General features: G+C 68.5%; 21 protein-coding genes. 14 read left to right on the top strand and 7 right to left on the bottom strand.

The window, feature by feature from the left end; translation table 11 throughout:
- Positions 1–19: 19 nt before the first annotated feature.
- The 3 genes from HCT63_RS11150 to HCT63_RS11140 all read right to left on the bottom strand — a co-directional run bounded on the left by HCT63_RS11150 (position 20) and on the right by HCT63_RS11140 (position 4,796).
- On the bottom strand, positions 20–3,286 hold the full coding sequence (locus tag HCT63_RS11150; protein ID WP_208322382.1) for a family 78 glycoside hydrolase catalytic domain: 3,267 nt from the start codon (positions 3,284–3,286) through the stop codon (positions 20–22).
- A 120-nt stretch (positions 3,287–3,406) separates the two neighbouring features.
- Positions 3,407–3,916, bottom strand: a complete 510-nt coding sequence (locus HCT63_RS11145; RefSeq protein WP_208322381.1) for a GNAT family N-acetyltransferase — start codon at positions 3,914–3,916, stop codon at positions 3,407–3,409.
- Position 3,917: 1 nt separating this feature from the next.
- Positions 3,918–4,796 carry a LysR family transcriptional regulator gene (locus HCT63_RS11140; RefSeq protein ID WP_167004184.1) on the bottom strand — a complete coding sequence of 293 codons (879 nt, stop codon included), beginning with the start codon at positions 4,794–4,796 and terminating at the stop codon, positions 3,918–3,920.
- Positions 4,797–4,871: 75 nt separating this feature from the next.
- Here HCT63_RS11140 and HCT63_RS11135 point away from each other — a divergent pair, with 75 nt between their 5' ends.
- From HCT63_RS11135 to tcmP, 6 genes are all read left to right on the top strand, one after another.
- Positions 4,872–5,441 (top strand): dihydrofolate reductase family protein, encoded by a 570-nt coding sequence (locus HCT63_RS11135; protein WP_167004181.1) that lies wholly within the window; start codon positions 4,872–4,874, stop codon positions 5,439–5,441.
- A gap of 2 nt (positions 5,442–5,443) precedes the next feature.
- Positions 5,444–6,073: a dihydrofolate reductase family protein gene (locus HCT63_RS11130; protein ID WP_167004178.1), complete on the top strand. Its 630-nt coding sequence runs from the start codon at positions 5,444–5,446 to the stop codon at positions 6,071–6,073.
- Positions 6,074–6,180: 107 nt separating this feature from the next.
- Positions 6,181–6,531 (top strand): Imm8 family immunity protein, encoded by a 351-nt coding sequence (locus tag HCT63_RS11125; protein WP_167004174.1) that lies wholly within the window; start codon positions 6,181–6,183, stop codon positions 6,529–6,531.
- Between the two features lie 165 nt (positions 6,532–6,696).
- The gene (locus HCT63_RS11120) at positions 6,697–7,698 is read left to right on the top strand and encodes a hypothetical protein (RefSeq protein ID WP_167004171.1); all 1,002 of its coding nucleotides are present in this window, start codon (positions 6,697–6,699) and stop codon (positions 7,696–7,698) included.
- Positions 7,699–7,723: 25 nt separating this feature from the next.
- On the top strand, positions 7,724–8,335 hold the full coding sequence (locus HCT63_RS11115; protein ID WP_167004168.1) for a hypothetical protein: 612 nt from the start codon (positions 7,724–7,726) through the stop codon (positions 8,333–8,335).
- A gap of 105 nt (positions 8,336–8,440) precedes the next feature.
- Complete coding sequence (tcmP, locus tag HCT63_RS11110; RefSeq protein ID WP_167004165.1) at positions 8,441–9,616, top strand: three-Cys-motif partner protein TcmP; 1,176 nt, start codon at positions 8,441–8,443, stop codon at positions 9,614–9,616.
- On the opposite strand, the gene HCT63_RS11105 is transcribed toward tcmP, so the two are convergent.
- Positions 9,603–10,349, bottom strand: a complete 747-nt coding sequence (locus HCT63_RS11105) for a phage Gp37/Gp68 family protein (RefSeq protein ID WP_167004162.1) — start codon at positions 10,347–10,349, stop codon at positions 9,603–9,605. The genes tcmP and HCT63_RS11105 overlap by 14 nt on opposite strands.
- A 446-nt stretch (positions 10,350–10,795) precedes the next feature.
- Here HCT63_RS11105 and HCT63_RS11100 point away from each other — a divergent pair, with 446 nt between their 5' ends.
- A complete protein-coding gene (locus tag HCT63_RS11100) occupies positions 10,796–12,136 on the top strand; it encodes an FAD-dependent oxidoreductase (RefSeq protein ID WP_167004159.1) in 1,341 nt (446 codons plus the stop codon).
- A 9-nt stretch (positions 12,137–12,145) separates the two neighbouring features.
- On the opposite strand, the gene HCT63_RS11095 is transcribed toward HCT63_RS11100, so the two are convergent.
- Positions 12,146–12,877, bottom strand: a complete 732-nt coding sequence (locus tag HCT63_RS11095; RefSeq protein WP_167004157.1) for an SDR family NAD(P)-dependent oxidoreductase — start codon at positions 12,875–12,877, stop codon at positions 12,146–12,148.
- A 132-nt stretch (positions 12,878–13,009) separates the two neighbouring features.
- Here HCT63_RS11095 and HCT63_RS11090 point away from each other — a divergent pair, with 132 nt between their 5' ends.
- The 3 genes from HCT63_RS11090 to HCT63_RS11080 all read left to right on the top strand — a co-directional run bounded on the left by HCT63_RS11090 (position 13,010) and on the right by HCT63_RS11080 (position 14,469).
- Positions 13,010–13,837, top strand: coding sequence for a hydrolase (locus HCT63_RS11090; protein WP_167004154.1), 828 nt, complete (start codon positions 13,010–13,012; stop codon positions 13,835–13,837).
- Positions 13,838–13,912: 75 nt separating this feature from the next.
- Complete coding sequence (locus HCT63_RS11085) at positions 13,913–14,155, top strand: hypothetical protein (RefSeq protein ID WP_167004151.1); 243 nt, start codon at positions 13,913–13,915, stop codon at positions 14,153–14,155.
- Positions 14,156–14,163: 8 nt separating this feature from the next.
- Entirely contained in the window at positions 14,164–14,469 is a 306-nt protein-coding gene (locus HCT63_RS11080; protein WP_167004148.1) for a hypothetical protein, read from the top strand.
- Here HCT63_RS11080 and HCT63_RS11075 read toward each other — a convergent pair.
- A complete protein-coding gene (locus HCT63_RS11075) occupies positions 14,459–14,977 on the bottom strand; it encodes a MarR family winged helix-turn-helix transcriptional regulator (protein WP_167004145.1) in 519 nt (172 codons plus the stop codon). The genes HCT63_RS11080 and HCT63_RS11075 overlap by 11 nt on opposite strands.
- A 105-nt stretch (positions 14,978–15,082) precedes the next feature.
- Between HCT63_RS11075 and HCT63_RS11070 the strand changes: the two genes are divergently transcribed.
- Positions 15,083–15,715: an NAD(P)H-dependent oxidoreductase gene (locus HCT63_RS11070; protein ID WP_167004142.1), complete on the top strand. Its 633-nt coding sequence runs from the start codon at positions 15,083–15,085 to the stop codon at positions 15,713–15,715.
- A gap of 136 nt (positions 15,716–15,851) precedes the next feature.
- Positions 15,852–17,711, top strand: a complete 1,860-nt coding sequence (locus HCT63_RS11065) for a glycoside hydrolase family 3 protein (RefSeq protein ID WP_167004139.1) — start codon at positions 15,852–15,854, stop codon at positions 17,709–17,711.
- 63 nt (positions 17,712–17,774) lie between these two features.
- Here the strand turns inward: HCT63_RS11065 and HCT63_RS11060 are convergent, their stop codons facing one another.
- Entirely contained in the window at positions 17,775–18,350 is a 576-nt protein-coding gene (locus HCT63_RS11060) for a TetR/AcrR family transcriptional regulator (protein ID WP_167004137.1), read from the bottom strand.
- A gap of 169 nt (positions 18,351–18,519) precedes the next feature.
- Between HCT63_RS11060 and HCT63_RS11055 the strand changes: the two genes are divergently transcribed.
- Both HCT63_RS11055 and HCT63_RS11050 read left to right on the top strand, forming a co-directional pair.
- A complete protein-coding gene (locus HCT63_RS11055; protein WP_167004135.1) occupies positions 18,520–18,903 on the top strand; it encodes a hypothetical protein in 384 nt (127 codons plus the stop codon).
- Positions 18,900–19,409, top strand: a complete 510-nt coding sequence (locus HCT63_RS11050) for a hypothetical protein (RefSeq protein ID WP_167004132.1) — start codon at positions 18,900–18,902, stop codon at positions 19,407–19,409. Before HCT63_RS11055 ends, HCT63_RS11050 begins: the two co-directional genes overlap by 4 nt.
- Positions 19,410–19,574: the final 165 nt, after the last annotated feature.

The raw sequence follows: 19,574 nt of genomic DNA, 5'->3' as shown, positions 1-19,574 counted from the left end.
CAGGGCTTGCGCGCGGGTGTCACCGGGGGTCGTCCGGCGCCTTCGCGCGGAACTCGTAGTCCCCCGAGCCGACCTCGTACACGACGTAGCCGTCGCGGACTCCCGCGTACGAGGCTCCGCGCGGCGCGGTGACATCACTTCGCCGACGGGCCGGGACGTGGATCTCGGCAGTGGCGCCGACCGGGACCGTCGCGCGGAGTGTGAGCTGGTGGCGGGAGCGCTGCCAGCTCGACGTCACCTGGCCGAGCGGCGAGTCGACCGTCGCAGACGCGTGGTCGAGGTCGCCGACGGGGGAGGGCTGGATCTTGACCTTCGAGAACCCGGGCGCGGCCGGCGTGATGCCCGCGACCTGCTGATAGAGCCAGTCGTCGACGGTGCCGAAGAAGGCGTGGTTCTGCGAGCGTGAGTGCGCCGGCCACTCCTCCCACATCGTCGTCGCGCCCAGCTCCTCGAACCAGTAGCCCCACCCGGGATATGTGGGGTTCGTGGCGACGTCGTACGCGAGCTCACCGTGGCCGCTGTCGGTGAGGACCGGAAGCAAGTCCTTGGTGCCGATCGCGCCGGTGCTGAGGTGGTTGCCGCGCACCTCGACGTCCTTGACGAGGTTCGCCAGCACCGTCTCGCGGTGCTCCTCGGGGACGATGCCGAACGCCAGCGGGAGCACGTTGGCGGTCTGTCGGTAGTCGGCGGACGGGTTGTCGGCGTACGTGCCGCGGTCCTCGTCGTAGAACGTGTCGTTGAAGGCGTCGGCGACCTGGCCGGCGAACGTCTCGAAGTGCGCCGCGTCAGCCTTCTTGCCCAGCACGGTGGCGATCTTCGCCATGAGGGTCGCGGTCCTGTGAAGGTAGGCGGTCGCCGGCAGTCGCGTACCCGCTCCCGCGCCCGGGGTCGGGTCGAGCCAGTCGCCGAAGCTGAACCCGGTGTAGACGTTGCCGGTCGCGCCGATCGTCGCCTCGTAGTGGTCCAGCCACTTCTTCATGCCTGCGTAGTTGTCCTCCAGCGCACGGGTGTTGCCGTAGTACCAGTACAGGTTCCATGTCATCAGCACATAGCTCGACGACCAGAGCGGGTCCACGGACTGCTCCTTCGACCCCGCCGATCCGGGCACCGTGGCGCCGAAGGTGCCGTCGGGCAACTGGTCGTCGCGATGCGTGCGCACCCAGCTCTCGTAGAAGCTCTGCATGTCGAAGCCGGCGATGGCGGAGTCGGCGGTGAGGTACGCGTCCGCGGTGTAGGCACGCTTCTCGTACATGGGCGTGTCCGTGGGGATCGAGTGCAGGTTGTTCAGGATCGTGTTCGCCTGCGCCTCGTGGTAGCGGTTCAAGAGGTTGTCCGAGCTTCCGAAACCACCGGTGCGCTCGACCGCGGTGTGCACACGCATCCCGTCCACGCCGCGGATCGTCACGCCCTCGGGTGCGGTGACCTGGACGTACCGGAAGCCTGCATAGCTGTAGCTCGGCTGGTACGACTCCGGCCCGCCGCCCTTGAGCGTGTAGCGGTAGGTCTGCCCGTCGAAGAACCCGAGGTTGCTGTCGACGGTGCCGTCCGCCTTGAGCTTCTCGCCGTAGCTGACCGTGACGGTGGCGCCTGCGGGCCCGTCCACCGTGAGCTTCGCCCAGCCGGCCGTGGGACTCGCGAAGTCGTACACGGTGGTCCCGGTTCGCGGCACGCTCGTCGCGGTGTGCTCGAGCTGGTCGGTGACCTCGATGGCGGGGAACTGCTGTGAGCGGAGCGCGACGTCCTTGCCGGGGCTGGCTACGGCGACCGCTGACCGCCACGAGGAGTCGTCGAACCCCGGCGCGTTCCATCCCGGCTGCTCGAGCCGGGCGTCGTAGCTCTCACCCATCCAGACCGAGTCGGACGTCGTGGGACCCTCGGCCGTGCTCCAGGTGCGATCGCTCACGACCTGCTGCGTCGTCCCGTCGACGTACGCGATGTCGAGCTCGAGCTTGAGCTTCGTGTCGTCGTGCCACGGCTCACCCGCCCAGTCGTCCGGGAAGGTCTGGCCGAAGTAGCCGCGTCCCAGACTCACTCCGAGGACGTTCTCCCCGGACCGCAGCGCCTTCGTCACGTCGTACGTGGCGTACAGGGTCGTCTTGTCGTAGACGGTGAAGCCGGGGTCGAGCTCGTGATCGCCGACGCGCTGGCCGTTCAGGAAGAGCTTGTAGTAGCCCAGCCCAGTGACGTAGGCGCGGGCCGAGGCGATCTTCTTGGCCTTCTTGCCTGACGTGGCGACGTCGAAGTCCTTGCGTACGAGAGCCTCCGGCGGCGAGGGGACGTTGACGTTCTTTCCCCACGGACCACCCCCGTACGGGGCGCCGACGACCGCGGCGGACCAGCCGGAGTCATCGAAGCCCGGCTGCTCCCATCCGGGGGTCGTCGCTCCGCTCGCACGCCAGGAGTCGTCGGTGACGGCGTCGATCACTGTGCCGTCGGCCAGCTCGATCCGCAGCTTGCCGAGCAGCCCGGCGAAGCCCTGGGCACTGTTGGTCACGCGGACGGCGAGGACGTTCTTCCCGGTGTGAAGGTCGCTGGCCAGATCAGTGACCCGCACGGTCCGCCACGCCTCGCCCTGCGTCGGCGAGCTGAGCGCCTCGGAGCCGTTGACGAAGAGGGCGAAGTAGTCGTCGGCGGTCACCTGCAGCTGTGCGGAGACGATGTCTGCTCCGGCAGGAATCTCGACCTCGGTACGGAAGAAGTGGTCGCCGGCTCTCGCGTTCCCGCTTGCTCCGGCGCCGTCGCCCCAGATCCAGCCGGACCCGTCGAGCGATGCCTCGGGCCGTCGGTTCGGCGAGCCGATCCACTCGCCGGCGAACTCCGCGTCGTCGACGAAGGCGGTCTCGAACGTCGCCCGCTTGCTCCACCCGGAGACACGGCCGTTCTCGTCCCAGACACGCACCTGCCACGTGTAGCGCGTCCGCGACTCCAGGGCGCGGCCTGCGTACGCGACGTCGTACGACCGCGTCGAGCGCACCTTGCCGCTGTCCCACACGGGACGGCGGCCGTCGCGCTCGCGTGACACGACGACCTGGTACGCGGACTGGCGGGCGCCGCGGTCCGGCGAGCTCAGGATCCAGCTCAGCCGCGGGTGCGCGACGTCGATGCCGAGGGGGTCGACGGCGTGCTCTGTGGTCAGGCGCTCGACCTGCATGCCGCGGGGGTGTGCGCCGTGCGGGACACCGGCGGCCGGGGCCGGGGGAGCTGCTGTCGCCTGCATGACACCGAGGGACAGCGTGAACGCCGTCAACACGGCGATCGCGATTCCTGGAGCTCGTCTCTTCGTCACGTCGCCACACCCTTCGTGCCAGGAGTTCCGCCTCGGATGAAACGGTTCAATCCCTCGCCACACACTCGGGGTCGGCACGCGTGCGGTCAACGACTATGACCGGATCCGGCCACGAGCGGGTTAATGCTTGGGCTTCGCGCTGCGGACCATGCGGATCTCCCGCACGCCGTCATCGACCTGGCTGGCCCCGTCGGCCACAAAGCCGTGCTTGCGGTAGAACGCCTGGGCGCGAGGGTTCGGGTCGGCGACCCACAGCGCCACCGGCTCGTCGGGGTCGACGACGGCGTCGAGAAGCGCCGAGCCCGCGCCGGTGCCGTGGTCGGCTGCGTGAACATAAAGCACATACAGCTGTCGTGTCCACGGCGTCTCGTCGTCCAGCGGCGGTCCTGACATGGCGATGCCGACCAGCTCGCCGTCGCGCTCGGCGACAGCCACGCGGTTCTCGCGAAAGCGCGGGTCGGTGAGGGCGGACGTCCAGAACCGCTCGCGCGTGGCCTCGAGGCCGGGGTCGTCGAGCACGTCGTCGGCCATGAGGCCCCGGTACGTCTCCCGCCAGGACCGTACGTTCACGCGCGCCATCAGCGCGGCGTCCGCCGCCCGCGCCGGGCGTACGGTCGGCGGCGAGCTCATGTCAGAGCGCTGTCGCCTGTGCCGCTGCGTCGGTGAGTGCGGCCAGGACGGCGGTGACGGCGGGCGGATCGGGCGGGTCGCCGTACGTGGCGGCGTACACCTCGCGCTGGGACCCGACGAGCTCGGCGGTGTGGATGTCGGGCCGTCGGTGGGCTTGGAGTGCGAGGCCGGGCAGCGTGGTGACACCGGCGCCGGCGGCGACGAGGGCCTGGACGACGACGATGTCGTCGCTGTACGAGGCGATGCGTGGGCTGAAGCCATGCCGTCGGCACACCGCACTCAGCTCCTCCTGACACCGGTCGCAGCCGCCGATCCATCCGGAGTCGTGGTGGTTCGCGAGGCTGTCGTCGGCCTGCCCGCTGATGAGGTAGATCGGGTCGTCGGCGAGATGGACGAGGCGGGCTCCCTCCGCGAGGGGCGGAGCGCCTGCGTGACGGAAGACGAGAGCGACGTCGACCTCGCCGTGCCGCAGCATCTCCAGGGCCTCGACGGGATGCCGATCGAACAGGCTCAGCTCGAGACCCGGGTGGTTCTCGGCCAAGGACAACGCCGCGCGCGGCACGATCGTGCTCAGCGTGGAGGCATTGGCGGCCAGTCGTACGCGCCCCGCCTGCAACCCGACGTGCGCGGCCAGCTCGTTGGTCGCGGCATCGACCCGGCCGAGGATCTCGGCAGCACGCGCGGCGAGGAGCTTCCCTTCGGGAGTCAGCCGGATGCCACGACCGACACGCTGGACGAGCTTGACGCCGGTGGCCGACTCGAGGCGGGACAGGTGGTGGCTCACCGACGGCTGGGAGTAGTGCAGCTCGCGGGCGGCCTCCGTCACCGAGCCGCAGCGCGCGACCGCGGCCAGCACCTTGAGATGGACGATGTTGAGCATCGATCAACGATGTTAATGCGATTTGGGCGTGATTGGCATTAGACGTCATGGCAGCGCCGCGCGATGCTGAAGTGCATGACTCCACCGACGGGCAAGGTGATCGGCAACATCACGATCTCGGTCGACGGGTATGCGGCTGGGCTGAACCAGACCGAGGAGCGCCCGTTCGGCGACGACGGTGGCGACGGATCCGGCGGCAAGCTGCACGCCTGGATGTTCGACGACCCCGAGGCGAACCGGGCCGAGGTCGACGAGCTGGCCGCGTACTCGGCGGTGATCATGGGCCGCAACATGTTCGGACCTGTACGGGGCGAGTGGGACCGGCCTTGGAACGGGTGGTGGGGCGACGACCCGGTCTTCCACGCCCCGGCGTACCACTTCGTCACCTCGGGGATCGAGTCCGCGCTCGCGCAGGCGCGTGAGGCGGCCGGCGACGGTGACGTGTCGATCCTGGGTGGCGCGGACACGATCAACCAGTACCTCGCCGCCGGCCTGGTCGACGAGCTGCGGCTGCACAACGTCCCGCTCACACTCGGCGCGGGCGCGCGGCTGTTCGAAGGCGTGCCGCCGCTGGCGCTCGAGCAGGTGAAGTCGCGGGCCTCGAAGTCGGTCACCCATCTGACCTACGTACCGGTGAAGGAGTAGCCATGTCTCACGTACGCGTCCACAACTTCGCGATCTCGCTCGACGGCTTCGGCACGGGCGAGGGCCAGAGCGCCGACGCGCACTTCGGTCACGCGGGGGACCGGCTCCACCAGTGGATGTTCGCCACTCGGTTGTGGGATCCCGCCGGCTCCGGTGGTGTCGACGACGCCTTCGCGCAGCAGCACGAGCCCGGCATCGGCGCCGAGATCATGGGCGCCGGCAAGTGGGGGCATCCCGGATGGCACGAGGACCCGGACTGGAAGGGCGCGTGGGGTCCGAACCCGCCGTTCCACACGCCGGTGTTCGTGCTGACGCATCACCCGCGGCCGTCGATCGAGATGGAGGGCGGGACGACCTTCCACTTCCTTGACGCCTCGCCTGCTGAGGCGCTCAAGACAGCGAAGGAAGCTGCGGGCGGCAAGGACGTACGCATTGGCGGCGGTCCTACGGTGACCCGCGACTTCCTCGCCGCCGGGCTCGTCGACCACATGCACACGGTGGTGGTCCCGATCCTGCTCGGACGGGGCGTGCGGCTGTGGGACGGGCTGGAGGGGCTCGAGGAGGACTACCGGATCGAGTCCACGTCCTCACCGAGCGGCGTCACGCACCTGACGTTCGATCGGGCGGCATGAGGGAGCCCCGCACCAAGCGTGCGAGCGACCTTCGCGGCGGATCGACACAGCTTCGAAGCACCGGGATCGCGGCGTGAGAGTGCGTCTCTTACGGCAGGATCGGAGGCATGCGAGCCGTTTTGAAGAGCCTAGAACTGGAGCCGGACCCGTCCACATTGTCCGGCGACCCCGCCGAGTTCTCACTGCTCGCCCGGATGATCGTAGGACCGCCTGACACACCCGGTGAGGAGTCGTTCGATGTCACGGTGTGCTCGCCGGAGTGGCTCGCAGGCAAGGCGCGAGCAGGGTTCTACGACGCACGCCACCACGTCGTCGTGGACTTCGAGACCTTCGATAGGAACGCACGTCAGGCGTGGCTGACCAAGCGGGTCGACGTGGTCCAGGCAGACACATGGGGTGGGATCGGCGAACTCCTCGGACGTCTGGGCTATTGGGAGTTCGAGGACTACAGGCCCTGACCGCTCATCGGCAGATCCACGCTTCCGGCTCGCGGTGCTATGTCGCGACCGGACGGTACGCGGCGTTATGGGTGAGGGCCAGCCGCTGCGCCCGATCCCGCCCACCCGGTGAGGCCACGGTGAAACCCGGTGGAGCCGAGTTGCGGCCCCCGAGAAGATAAGCATGTGCTCCGCATCTACCTCGATCAGAACAAGTGGGTTGACCTTGCGCGGGCCGCGACCGGCCACCAGCTCGGCCGACAGTTCACCGACGCTCTCACCCTCGCCCGGGCGGGCGTCGCGGCCGGGGCGGTGTCGTTCCCGCTCGACATATACCGGTACTGGGAGACCAGCAAGCGCCGAGATGACCGCTCCCGTGACGACGTCGTCGACACGATGTTGGAGCTGTCGAAGCAACACACGATGGCGTTGCCCTTCCCGCTGCTCGATCGCGAGATCGACCTCGCTCTCCAGCGGCTATTCGGGAGACCCGAGCATCCGCGTCAGGTGCAGGAGTTCGGCATCGGGATGCGCCAGATCGGCGAGGGTCGCCTCGACTGGCCGGAACTCGACCTGTCTGCCCTGCCCGGCGGCGGAGCGTCGCTACCACCTGGCCTGAGCTCGCAGTTGAGCGAGCTCGTCGACCAGTCGGTCGAGGAAGCGCTGCTTCGTGCCGGTCCTGACACGTACCGCGCCCGCGGCTTCGCCCACTCAGACTCCGATCACGCTCAGCGGTTCGTCGAGTTCGAGAAGATGGTCGCGGCCGCGATCGCGGCCAACGGACTCACTGGCAACGCTATTGATGTCGCGGTCCGCGCCACCGACTTCGGCGACATCCGCCCAGCGGTCTCCGACGCGCTCGGCCGCATCGGGATGACGTACGAGGAGTTCATGGACGGGATCACTGTCGGCGGGCTGATGTCGTTCATCGACGACCTGCCCACCAGGTACGTCACGAACGTGATGCGGTCCGCGAAGCACCGGCAGACCCAGCAGAAGTGGGAGCCGAACGATTTCGCCGATGTCGTCGCGCTGCCCGTACCGGCTGTGTACTGCGACGTCGTCGTGACCGAGAAGCAGTGGGTGCACCGGTTGCGGCAAGGCAAGGTCGACCGCCGCTACAACACTATCCTGCTCGACAACGTCGCCGACGTCGTCGACGTTCTGGTCACCGCCTCCGCGACGTGACACACCGGAGAGCTACCTTCCAACCATGACCGGGCTGCCGAACCTCGCCAACGTCTTCTTCGACAGGGACGGCGCTGAGGACGACGACTCGGTGCACGCCGACGACAGTTGCTGCATGTCATTGCGGTGGCCTAGCTTCACCGATGACGTCGCCCGCTGGGCCGAAATGTTGAACCAGCATCTCGAGGCGTTCAGTCTCCTCGCCCGACAGGCGCACGACTTGGCCACGCGGGAAGGTGAGGACGGTGAGATGGGCGGTTGGTTCATCGGGCGGCCGCTGCTGTTTGCTGCGTCTCACCTGCTCGAGCTCGCGTTGAAGACCGCGCTCCTTGACCACCACGCCAACTGGCCCCAAGGAGCCAGCGGCCACGATCTCGCGCAACTTCTCGAGCTTGACCGGTCGGTGCAAGGCCCGCGGGTTGAGTCAGCAGCTTGGGAGGACGCCCTGGTCGCCCGCCTCGACCTGGCATGGATGGCTGGGCGTTTCCCAACAACGCGGAGAGGCGCCCCGCTCGGTGACGACCTGTGCTGCGTCAGCGCACTCGGGCTGCTGTCCGCGATTCAGTGGATGCTGACCCTGATCGCGGCCGGGTCGCCAGCTGGCGTGGCGGATAGCTCCGAGGAGCACGACGCCTAGGAGCGACCGGCAGGAACCGATCCGCCGCGACGCGTTACACCCCCCACCGTGGGCAACCTCACATAGTCTGACCACCTCTGATGTTCGTTATCCGGGGGCGAGGATTTGTCCAGCGACACCAGCAAGTTCCACAAGAGCAAGAAGTCGGCGGCGGTGCTGAAGCACGCCCTCATCGACTCATACGCCGGGCCGTTCATCGGCAAGACCGGCAAGTGGTCAACCGACCACCGGGTGGCCTTCATCGACGGCTACGCCGGGCCGGGCAGGTACGACGATGACGCCGAGGGCTCCGGCGCGATGCTGATCCGGCACGCCCAGAAGCACGTATCGACACCCCGCACCGTCGAGCTGCACTTCGTGGAAGAGAAGGACGAGTTCGCGGCCAAGCTGCGCGAGGTGGTCGCCAAGGAGGGCGACGGCCTCAAGATCACCGTGACCGACGGCGACGTATCGCACCACCTCCCGAGGCTGTTGAAGCTGTGCGAGGGCATCCCGCTGTTCGTGTACCTGGACCCGTGCGGGCTGGTCATCCCGCTGGAGGAGGTGGCGAGTATCTTCGACCGACCCAGCGGGTACGGCGCCCCCGCCACCGAGGCTCTCATCAACCTCACCGCGCACATCCGGCGTTTCGCCGGTCACCTGACGAGCGACAAGCCGATCGAGGCTTCCCTCAAGCGCATGGACGCCGTGTGCGGCGGCGACTGGTGGCGCGCCGTGTGGCTGGAGAAGTACCCCAACAACCAGGCATCCGAGGACGACAAGACCGCGGCCGAGGAGGCCGTCGTCGCCGGGTACGCCGAGAAGCTCCGGGAGCGCGCTGGTGGCGCTGGCACCTGGGTGATCGACGTCCGGCCTCGCGCAGATCTCAAACCGCTGTACTACCTCGTGTTCGCGACGCGGCACATCGACGGGATGCTCGCGTTCGGTGAGTCGGCATCGCTCGGCCTTCAGGAGTGGCGCAAGTACCACGCCAAGGTGGCCGCCGAGGGCACGATCTTCGAGGAGAACGACGCCTGGCTGAAGGACTGGAAGGCCCAGGAGGAGCTCCTCAAGAAGCAGTGGGTCGACACGCTCGCCGCCCGGCTGACGACCGAGCTGGCCAAGGGCGAGGCCTTCCGCATCATCGACCGCGCCGAGGAGATTCTCGGCGACGACCTCGTCGGCGTGGTCCGCACCCTGCACCTGCGCGCGGCGATCAACAAGGTCCGCGACGAGGGCAAGACCACGACTCAAACGGTGCGCGTCAAGGACATGCTGACGCTCACGATCACGCCCGCGTAGGAACCGGCATCTCGTCCCAGAGGCGCCCATCGAGCTCACGCCCGTTGCTCTTCGGCGTACGCCCGCCCCACTGCTTGAAGAAGAATGCGACACTCTGATCGCTGCACTCGTCGCGGAGTTCCCGCACCCACGTCGGATTCAGCGGACGGTGATTCGGCCCGCTCTCACCGCCCGCGATCAGCCAGTGCATGCCGGTGAGGTCCAGCCCGGCGAGCGACCCCAGCAGCGGCTCAGCGGACACGAACCGAGTCGCGGCAGGGACACGGCGCAGGTCCTCGAGCCGCCACAGCTGATCCGACGTCTCGACACTGACGCCGAGCCAGACGTTGCTCGGCCACGGAAGCTCCTCGGCCAGGCGCGCCGCCCGGCGAGGACGCTTGGTAAGTAGCTGGTAGGTGTGCCGGGGTGTGTCCTCCATGACTTGGAAGACGTCGCGAATGAACGACGACGACACGCGGGCGTGAAACAGGTCGGACATGCTGTTGACGAAGATAACGCGCGGCGAGGCCCACCGACGTGGGATGTCCAGGGCCGACGGGTGCTCGGCAATCGCGAAGCCCGGCCCGCTGGTGCGCGGGTCGCCGTCCTCTTGGTACTTCGGGTTACCCATGGCCTTCAGCCGCTTCGCCAGCGTGAGCGCGTAGCAGTTATCGCACCCCGGGCTGATCCGATCGCAACCTGTCGTGGGGTTCCACGTGGCTTCCGTCCACTCGATGCCGCTACCGTCCGCCATGGCAACAAGGTATGTCACTCGCCACTGACAGTCGTGCAGGACGAAGCGACCGAAAGTTCGATCTTCCTGACGGTTTGGGTGCCAGTCGGCGTCATTACCGGCCGGTACCCGCTTCGGTTACGTCGACCGAACTGCGCCGGCTCGTAGATCCAGAGGTCCTCGGGTTGCGTCATAGTGGGCGATATGACTGCCTCAGTCGGGCGGATCAAGCTCACTCGAACGCTGGCGCGAAGCTGGCTAATGCAACGTGCCTCGCCTCGTCCTTGAAGGCCGGGAATGGGTGCACCGCTGCGGGTGCGGAGCTCCCGTTCGCTGTTGATGCCCGCCACCGATCGGCCCAGGTTGCCCGCACCAACCGTGACCAGCGTCTCCCGTCCCGGCGGGGGAGGGCCGCGCGTCGGAAGGTAGGTTAGGAGCGCCTAGCCTTACCACTGAGAGGATCTCGGATGCGTCCCCTGCGCGTCGCGGTCATCGGCGCCGGACCTGCCGGAATCTACGCCGCGGACATCCTGACCAAGCAGCACGAAGCGGCTCAGGTCGACGTGTTCGATCGACTCCCCGCCCCGTACGGGCTGGTCCGCTACGGCGTCGCGCCGGACCACCCACGCATCAAGGAGATCATCAAGGCTCTGCGGCGCGTCCTCGGGGGTGACCGCGTCCGGTTCTTCGGCAACGTCGAGTACGGCGTCGACGTGTCGCTCAAGGAGCTGCAGCAGCACTACCACGCGGTCATCTTCGCGACCGGCGCGATCGCCGACCGTCCGCTGGACGTCCCCGGGATCGACCTGCCGGGCAGCTACGGCGCCGCGGACTTCGTGTCCTGGTACGCCGGCCACCCCGACGTCCCGCGCGACTGGCCCATGGATGCCGAGAGCGTCGCCGTCATCGGCGCCGGCAACGTCGCGCTCGACGTGGCGCGGATGCTCGCCAAGCCTGCGGACGAGCAGCTGACGACCGAGATCGCCGACAACGTCTATCAGGGGCTCGCCGCGAGCAACGTGAAGGACGTCCACGTCTTCGCGCGGCGCGGTCCGGCGCAGATCAAGTTCTCGCCGATGGAGCTGCGCGAGCTGTCGCACTCGCCGTCGGTCGACGTGATCGTGCACCCCGAAGGCTTCGAGATCGACGACGCCGGCCAGGAGGCGATCGCCAAGAGCAAGGGCACGCGCCTGGTCGTCAACACCCTGCTCAAGTACCTCGAGGCCGAGCCCACCGGTGCCCCGCGACGCATCCACCTCCACATGTGCCAGGCGCCCGTCGAGGTGCTCGGCACCGACCGCGTCGAGGGGCTGCGGACGGAGCGTACGGAGATGCGGGGCGACGGCGTCGCGCACGGCACCGGCGACTTCACCGACACCGAGGTCCAGGCCGTCTATCGCGCGGTCGGCTACCTCTCCACGCACGTGCCCGACGTCCCGTTCGACCACGACGCCGGCGTCATCACGAACGACGCGGGACGTGTGCTCGAGGTCGACGGCACTCCGATGCCCGGCGTGTACGTCACGGGGTGGGTCAAGCGCGGACCCGTCGGCCTGATCGGGCACACCAAGTCCGACGCGAACGAGACGATCACGAACCTCCTCGCCGATCTCGACGGCCTCGAGCTGCCTTCGTACGACGACCCGGCCGCGATCGTCGAGCACCTCACCGACCGCGGTGTCGAGTTCACCACGGGGGAGGGGTGGGATCGCCTGGACGCGCACGAGCTGGCGCTGGGCGAGGCCGTCGGGCGCGAGCGCGTCAAGGTCGTCCCGCGCGAGGAGATGCTGCGCGTCTCGCGAGGGTGACGGCGGCGCTCAGGCGGTGAGCTCGAGGCCCGTGTGGGCCTCGAGAGCACGGACGACCGCGTCCTGGAAGCCGGGGTCTGCCGCGGCGGGATGAGGTGCGCGCGTGGTCCGGTGATACCAGTATGCGCCGGTCGGCGGATCGATCGCGTCCTCGTCGGCGGTCGCGAGCCACTCCTGGGTCGCGTGCCCCTCGTCGAGATCGTCCGGCGCTGACGGCCCGCCCATCCGGGTCGGGACCCAGCCGGGGTCCACCACGTGCGTCCGCGTCTGGGGCCGGAGGCGGGCCAGGGCCAGCGCGAAGGCGGTGATGAAGAGCTTGCTGTCCTCGTACGAGGTGCGGGCGGGGTCGGAAAAGTCGGGCGCGAGACGGCGTGGTGATCCCGACAGGTGCATCCCGCTGCTCAGGAAGATCGCGCGACCCGGTGGCGACATCACCGCGGTGAGGACGAACGGCGCGACGACGTTCACGGCGAGCGCGTCGCGGCTGCGCATCACGCCGGCATTGTGGATGACCGCGTCGAACGCTCCGATCGCGTTCGCCTGCTGGGCGACCTGCACCGTCTCGTCGTGCTGGGACAGGTCGCCATAGACCACGCCATACATCTGCTCGAGGACGCTCGCGTCGTCGAGGCGCCCGGCGTTGCGGGCGTGGAGGACGACGTCGTGGCCATCGGCGGCGAGGGTCGTCGCGGTCGCGAGGCCCAGGCCCGTCGACGCGCCGGTCACCAGTACGAGCGCCATGGTGCTCCTCTCGGACGGATCATCCACGCCCCACTGTAGGGAAGGTTCTCGTGAGCGCCGCGAGCCCGCGAGCGGCCCCACCGTTGTCGTACGGTGTGCGGGTCGAGCGACGAGCACCCACGAGGGGGAGCGATGCGGATCTGTGCCACGTGCGGCGTCGAGTTCAGCGAGCCTCTGCCGGAGGTGTGCCCGATCTGCGCGGACGAGCGTCAGTGGGTGCCGGCGGACGGGCAGCGCTGGACCACGATCGCGGACCTTGCCGCCGCCGGCCAGCAGCTGGTCGTCGCCGACCGCGAGCCGGGCCGCGCGGAGATCAGGGCGAAGCCGACGGTCGGGATCGGTCAGACCTCCCAGCTCGTGACGACGGCACAGGGCTCGCTGCTCTGGGACCCGCCCGGCTACGTCGACGACGAGACCGCCGCGCGGATCCTCGACCGTGGTCCCGTGCTGGCGGTCGCCGCGAGCCACCCGCACATGTTCGGCGTCCAGACCGCGTGGGGCGACGCTCTCGACGCGCCCGTGCTCGTGTGCGCGTCGGACGCGGAGTGGATCGGCCGTCGTACGGAGCGCATCGCGGTGTGGGAGGACGACGTCGAGCTCGCACCCGGCCTGAGCCTGCACCGCATCGGGGGCCACTTCGCGGGATCCGCGGTCGCGCTCTGGGCCGACGACTCCACCGGGCGAGGCCTCCTGCTCAGCGGCGACACCGTGTTCCCGAACCCCGACCGTGCGTCGCTGGGCTTCCTGCGCAGCTATCCGAACAAGATCCCGCTGTCAGCCGCCGTCGTTCAAGCGATCGCGGACCGGCTCGCGACGCTCGACTTCGACCGCATCATCGGCAACTTCGGCAACCCGATCGACGGCGACGCGAAGGCGGTGCTCGCGTACTCCGCCGCTCGCCACATCGCGTGGGTCCGCGGCGACCACGACGGCGAGACCGGGATCGCGACCAGCGGCTGAGTCGCGGGTCAGCCCGTCGAGCGAGAGTGTCGGCGGTTCAGCACCGACCTGTTCTTGCGCCGGCTGAGGATCGAGGTGCTGCTCTGGTCGCTGAGGATCGAGCAGTTGCTCTGCCGACACAGGATGGAGCAGTTGCTCTGGTGCGAGAGCATCGACATGGCCGACATCACGGATCCGATCGACCCGGCAGACAGGACCGAACCGATCGATCCGATCGAGGCGATCGATCCGATGCTCCCGATGGACAGCACCGAGCTCTCGGAACAGATCGACAGGAACGAGTTCTTCGAACGCCACGAGAGCACGGCGGCAGTCTAGCCACGAGCGTGACCCCGGCGCTCAGCCTGGTGGGCGCAACCTTCGTGTCCCGCCTCGACGTCATCCGCACGACCGCGCGACGTGCGCTCGCCGTGCGCTGCGCGGCGTCAGCCGTCGTCTACAGCGTGCTTGCTGTTGCCACCGGAAACCCCGAACCGCCGGCGTCGGGGCAGACTGCCTTGACGATCGCGGGACTCGCGCTCGCGCTGGCTGCCGCGGCGACGGTCGTCGGGAGCCGGAACGGCGAGGGGCCGGCATCGCGCGCTGAGGCCTCGCGCTCACGAGCCGACGAGGACCGCTCGGTCAGCCCGTAGGGGCGCGGTCGATCACGGCCGCGAACTCGGGAGCGGTGGCCGCGACGATCGTCCGCGCGGCGTCACCGAGCGCCTCGAGCTGAGAGGGGTCCAGGGTGTCGATGACCAGGCGGCGGACCTCGCGGACATGGCCGGGCGCCGCGGCCACGAGCTTCTCGCGGCCCGCGTCGGTGAGGACCGCCCCCGTACGACGGCCGGCTTCGTTGCAGGCCCCCCGGCGTACGAGGCCCGCGCGTTCGAGGCGGCCGACCGCGTGCGACAGGCGCGAGATCGACCCTTGGGCGAGGTGCGCGAGGTCGCTCATCGCGACCATGCCGGTGGGAGAGGCGTTGAGGTGCACAAGCACGTGGTATTCGAACAGGTTCAGCCCCGCGTCACGCTTGAGCTGTGCGTCCAAGGCGGACGGCAGCGTGGTGAACAGCGCCATCGCCGAGGCCCAGTCCTTGATCTGGTCGGGTGTGAGCCAGGGGACGTCGGAGTCGTCTGAGGCGTTGGTGCGAGGGGCCATGATGCGATCCTATCCGCGTGACTTGAACATTCAACTCGATTGCATTACGGTCTGACTTGAACATTCAAGTTCGACCCTTCTGCTGTCCCCTCCCAAGGAGAAGCCATGTCCGTCCTTCGTGTCGACTCGAGCATCCAAGGCCCGCACTCCGCGAGCAGCGCGCTCGCCGACCTGGTCATGTCCGAGCTCACCGCGGCCCGTCCCGACGTGCCTGTCGTGTCCCGCCACCTCGCCGCCGATCCATTGCCCGCCGACGCCTGGCCGACGGCGATCGGCGCAGCGTTCACCGCAGCCGAGGATCGTACGCCCGAGCAGCAGGCCGCAGTCGCTCTCGCGGGTGAGGTTGCCGACGAGCTGCGCCGTGCCGAGCTGGCCGTGCTCGCGCTCCCGCTCTACAACTGGGGCGTGTCCCAGCACGTGAAGGCATGGATCGATCTGGCCCTCGCCGGCGGGGAGCAGGGCGAGCCGCTGCTCGCGGGCACGCCGACGGTGCTCGTCACCACCCGCGGTGGGGCGTACGGACCGGGCACGCCGAAGGAGGGGTGGGACCACAACCTCGACTACCTCCGTCGCATCGTCGCCGATGTCTGGCAGGCGGACCTGACCGTCGTCGAGCGCGAGTTCACTCTCGTCGGCGTCAACCCGGCACTCGACGCGTTCCTCGAGCCGGCGGCGCTGATGAAGAAGGAGGCTGAGGACGCGGCTCTGTCTGCCGGACGGGCGCTGGCTGCGCGCTGAGGCTGCGCCGAGGCGTGTGTATCGCATGGGGATGATCCGGTACGTAACTGTGAATCTGAGGTAGTGCTTTCTGGAACGTCAAGCGCTACTGTTCGTGTGATCCGCATCACACGAACGGCCACTCCCGGAGGCGCTCATGTTCGGTCGGTCAGCATCCATCCGCGAGAGCCGGACGCCGCTCCGGCTCTTGATCCTCGGCCTGGCCCTGGTGCTGGCCGCGGCGTTCGGCCCACCCGCTGCCACGGCCGGCGGCCCAGGGCACTCCGGTGATGCGCCGTACCGGGGCAAGATCATCTCCCAGCTCCGGCACATGACTCTCGAGGAGAAGGTCGGCCAGCTCTTCGTCATCGAGGTAGCCGGCCGCGACGCGAACACACCGAGCGACGCGGCGAAGGCGATCAACCAGCGGATGTATGGAGTCGACACCCCGGCCCAGGCTGTCGCGAAGTACCGACCCGGCGGCGTCATCTACTACACGACACGCAACAACGATGACAACATCGGCGACCCGGCCCAGGTCGCGACACTGTCCAACGGTCTGCAGGCCGCTGCGCTCGCGCAGCCGCGTCGCATCCCGCTGCAGATCTCGGTCGACCAGGAGGGCGGCGCGCTCGTGGCGCGCTTCGGTGCTCCCGCGACGCAGATGCCCGGCAACATGGCGCTGGGTGCTGGTCGTTCGGCGGCAGACGCAAAGCGGTCAGCGCAGGTCATCGGCACCGAGCTCGACGCGGTCGGCGTGACGCAGGACTACGCGCCGGTGGCCGACGTCAACGTCAACCCCAACAACCCGGTCATCGGGATCCGGTCGATCGGCTCCGACCCAGCGCTCGTGTCCGATCTGGTCGCGGCGCAGGTCCGGGGCTACCGCGCCGGCGGGGTGTCGGCCGTCGCGAAGCACTTCCCCGGCCACGGTGACACCGGGAAGGACAGCCACTTCGGGCTCCCCGAGGTGACCCACACGCGCGCCGAGATGGAGGCGATCGACCTGCCGCCGTTCCGTGCGGCGATCGCCGCTGGCATCGACACGATCATGACCGCCCACGTCGTCCTGCCGGCGATCGATCCCGGCGTGCCGGCGACGATGTCGCACAAGATCCTCACCGGGCTGTTGCGCGACGATCTCGGATTCGACGGCCTGGTCGTCACCGACGCGCTCGACATGCAGGGCGCGACGTCGACCTACCCGCCGGACGTCGCGCCAGTCCGGGCCTTCCTCGCCGGCGCCGACCAGCTGCTCGTCCCGCCGCAGATGGACGTGGCGTACGGGGCGGTGCTCGACGCGGTCCGTAGCGGTGAGATCAGCAAGAAGCGGCTCGACGAGTCGGTCTATCGGATCCTGCTGCACAAGCACCGCGAGGGCATCTTCCGCGACCCGTTCGTCGACCCGGCCGCCGCGACGCAGGTCGTGGGTGCGCCGCAGCACCTGGCCGACGCCCAGGCGATCACCAACCGCACCACGACGCTGGTCAAGAACGACGCCGGGCTGCTTCCGCTGACGGCCGGTCCGCGCCGCGTCCTCGTCGCCGGGTGGGGCGTCGGGACCACGCAGGGCATCGCGAACGCGATGGGCGCGCGAGGCGCGACGACGCAGGTCCTCGAGTCCGGCACGACACCGTCGGCAACGGCGATCGCCAATGCCGTCGCCGCCGCGCAGAACTCCGATCTCGTGGTCGTGTCGACCAATAACGCCTACGCCATCAACGCGGACACCGGGCAGCCGACCCCCGCAGCAGTGGCGCAGACGGCGCTCGTACGGGCGTTGCTGGCGACTGGGAAGCCGGTCGTCGTCGCGGCGATGCGCAACCCGTACGACGTCGCGTCGTTCCCGGAGGCCGCGACCGTGCTCGACACCTACGGCTACACCGTGGGCCAGCTCGAGTCGCTCGTACGGGTGCTGTTCGGTGAGGTCAACCCGACCGGCAAGCTGCCGGTCTCGATCCCGCGCGCGGACGGCACCGGGGTGCTGTTCCCGTTCGGCCACGGGCTCGGCTACTGAGGGCGCCGGGCACGGTGGTCAGCGAAGGCGCATCCTCCGCTGACCACGGTGCCCGCCTTCGGGTTAGAGGCGGCGTAGCGCTCCGAGAGCGGCCTCGAGGACATCGGCGATCGGCCGGCCGGCCGGGTCGCGGTGCCACTGCTCAAGTGCTGAGAAGTAGCCGAAGACCAAGGCAGAGGACACGACGCGAGCTTCCGAGGTGGTGAGGCCACCGGACGCGGTCAGGATCGGAGCAATCCGTTCGACAGCGTTGGCCAGAGTCTCGTAAGAGGCCTTGCGGACCGCTGGTTCGTCGAAGAAGTAGCGAATACGTCGTCGTGCAAGGCTGTCGTCGGGGTTTTGTTGGTCTGGGCCTGGCTCGAACCGTGCAACAACGGTTCGTACGGTGCTGACCAGGTCATCGGGGTCGATAACCGCGGCAAGTTCGACGTCGCTCAGGGCGTCGAAGTCGTCGGCGAGGACGAGCCCTTCCTTGGTGCCGAAGTAGCGGTAGACCGAGGACGGTGACACATCTGCTGCCTCGGCGATCTGCTCGACACTCACATGCTGGTAGCCGCGTTCGTCGAACAGGTCGAGGGCGACTCGCTGGATGTGGCCCATCGCCGTGCGCCGCTTGCGCTCTCTCAGCCCCGGTGCCATTGGCCCATCATACTGCAAGTCACTACTAGTTGACACTACCTCTGCGGCTCAGTACAGTCACCATCAACTGATAGTGACTGTCAATTAAGGGGTTGTGATGACATCAGAACGCACGGCGTCACGAAGGGTCGCGCTGTCAATCTGTCTGGGACTCGGATTGGCCGCCACGGTGGTCGCCATGATCTGGATGGCTGTCGACCAGGCGACCGGTGACAGCGTCGCGTCACGCGTCCACGAGCTTTACGAGCCATACGGCCAGATCCCCGACCCGATCGTGCCCTGGATCTGCCTGTACAGCGTGTTCGGTCTCGGAGCGTTGGGGTGGGCGACCGCCCTCGCAGTAACGTGGCGCGGGGCGAGTTGGGCGCGGTGGTGGTCCACGGCCTGCTTCGTGGTGGGCAGTGCACTGTTGATCTTCACCGCGGTCGTCTTCGAGCACGAGACACCCATTCTGCCGCTCTCGTGGCGCGTCGTGAGCATTGCTCTGGCCGTGTTCGGCGCCATAGCCCTCGCGGTCGCGTGGCTTCCTACCACCGAACGGATCAAGGAGTGAGCATCCTCATCGCCACCGAGTCCTACTTCGGCAACACCTCGGCGATCGCGGATGCGATCACCGAAGGGCTCACCGACGTCCTCGGGGCAAGCCGGACCTTGATCGTGACGGCGGGCGATGCGGGTGCGACCCTGCCGGCCGGGTTGAAGGCCGTGATCGTCGCGGCGCCCACACACGACTTCTCGCTGCCCACTCCACGGACGCGAGAGCAAGCTCGGACCAAGGGATCAACCGCGAGCAACACGCGGGGAGTCCGTGAGTGGATCGAGGTCCTCCAGCCAGTCGCCGACCTCCCGGTTGTCACGATCGATACTTCGACCAAGACACGCTTCACGCCTGGCACCGCCTCCAAGGCGGCATACAAGTCGCTCAAGAAGCGAGGATTCAACGACGCGCGACGCGGTCCGAGCTTCTACGTCACGGGAGTCCAAGGCCCACTGCTCGAGGCGGAGCTTCGACGCGCGCACCGATGGGGACAGGACTTCATCCAGTCCCTGACCGTGTGAAGGTTGATTTTCGTGCGGGCTGGCTCGGCGATCCCCGCCGTAGCTCTGGGCGAGCGTGGTCCACCGCTGCCCGTCGTTCACGGTCTTCCTGACGTGGAGCTGCGTACCGCCTCTGACAGTGCTTCGGCCTCGACGGTCCTCCCTCGATCATCCCTTCGGCGGCCT

The organism is Mumia sp. ZJ430 (assembly GCF_011751845.1).
Taxonomy (GTDB): Bacteria; Actinomycetota; Actinomycetes; order Propionibacteriales; family Nocardioidaceae; genus Mumia.
Note: the sequence above shows the minus strand (reverse complement) of the source record. Positions and strands in the feature narration are given on the sequence as shown.

Bases quoted from the DNA above. Each gene is read 5' to 3' on its own strand.
- HCT63_RS11145 (WP_208322381.1), bottom strand. From the start codon at position 3,916: ATGAGCTCGCCGCCGACCGTACGCCCGGCGCGGGCGGCGGACGCCGCG.
- HCT63_RS11140 (WP_167004184.1), bottom strand. From the start codon at position 4,796: ATGCTCAACATCGTCCATCTCAAGGTGCTGGCCGCGGTCGCGCGCTGC.
- HCT63_RS11135 (WP_167004181.1), top strand. From the start codon at position 4,872: ATGACTCCACCGACGGGCAAGGTGATCGGCAACATCACGATCTCGGTC.
- HCT63_RS11130 (WP_167004178.1), top strand. From the start codon at position 5,444: ATGTCTCACGTACGCGTCCACAACTTCGCGATCTCGCTCGACGGCTTC.
- HCT63_RS11125 (WP_167004174.1), top strand. From the start codon at position 6,181: ATGCGAGCCGTTTTGAAGAGCCTAGAACTGGAGCCGGACCCGTCCACA.
- HCT63_RS11115 (WP_167004168.1), top strand. From the start codon at position 7,724: ATGACCGGGCTGCCGAACCTCGCCAACGTCTTCTTCGACAGGGACGGC.
- HCT63_RS11105 (WP_167004162.1), bottom strand. From the start codon at position 10,349: ATGGCGGACGGTAGCGGCATCGAGTGGACGGAAGCCACGTGGAACCCC.
- HCT63_RS11100 (WP_167004159.1), top strand. From the start codon at position 10,796: ATGCGTCCCCTGCGCGTCGCGGTCATCGGCGCCGGACCTGCCGGAATC.
- HCT63_RS11095 (WP_167004157.1), bottom strand. From the start codon at position 12,877: ATGGCGCTCGTACTGGTGACCGGCGCGTCGACGGGCCTGGGCCTCGCG.
- HCT63_RS11090 (WP_167004154.1), top strand. From the start codon at position 13,010: ATGCGGATCTGTGCCACGTGCGGCGTCGAGTTCAGCGAGCCTCTGCCG.
- HCT63_RS11075 (WP_167004145.1), bottom strand. From the start codon at position 14,977: ATGGCCCCTCGCACCAACGCCTCAGACGACTCCGACGTCCCCTGGCTC.
- HCT63_RS11070 (WP_167004142.1), top strand. From the start codon at position 15,083: ATGTCCGTCCTTCGTGTCGACTCGAGCATCCAAGGCCCGCACTCCGCG.
- HCT63_RS11065 (WP_167004139.1), top strand. From the start codon at position 15,852: ATGTTCGGTCGGTCAGCATCCATCCGCGAGAGCCGGACGCCGCTCCGG.
- HCT63_RS11060 (WP_167004137.1), bottom strand. From the start codon at position 18,350: ATGGCACCGGGGCTGAGAGAGCGCAAGCGGCGCACGGCGATGGGCCAC.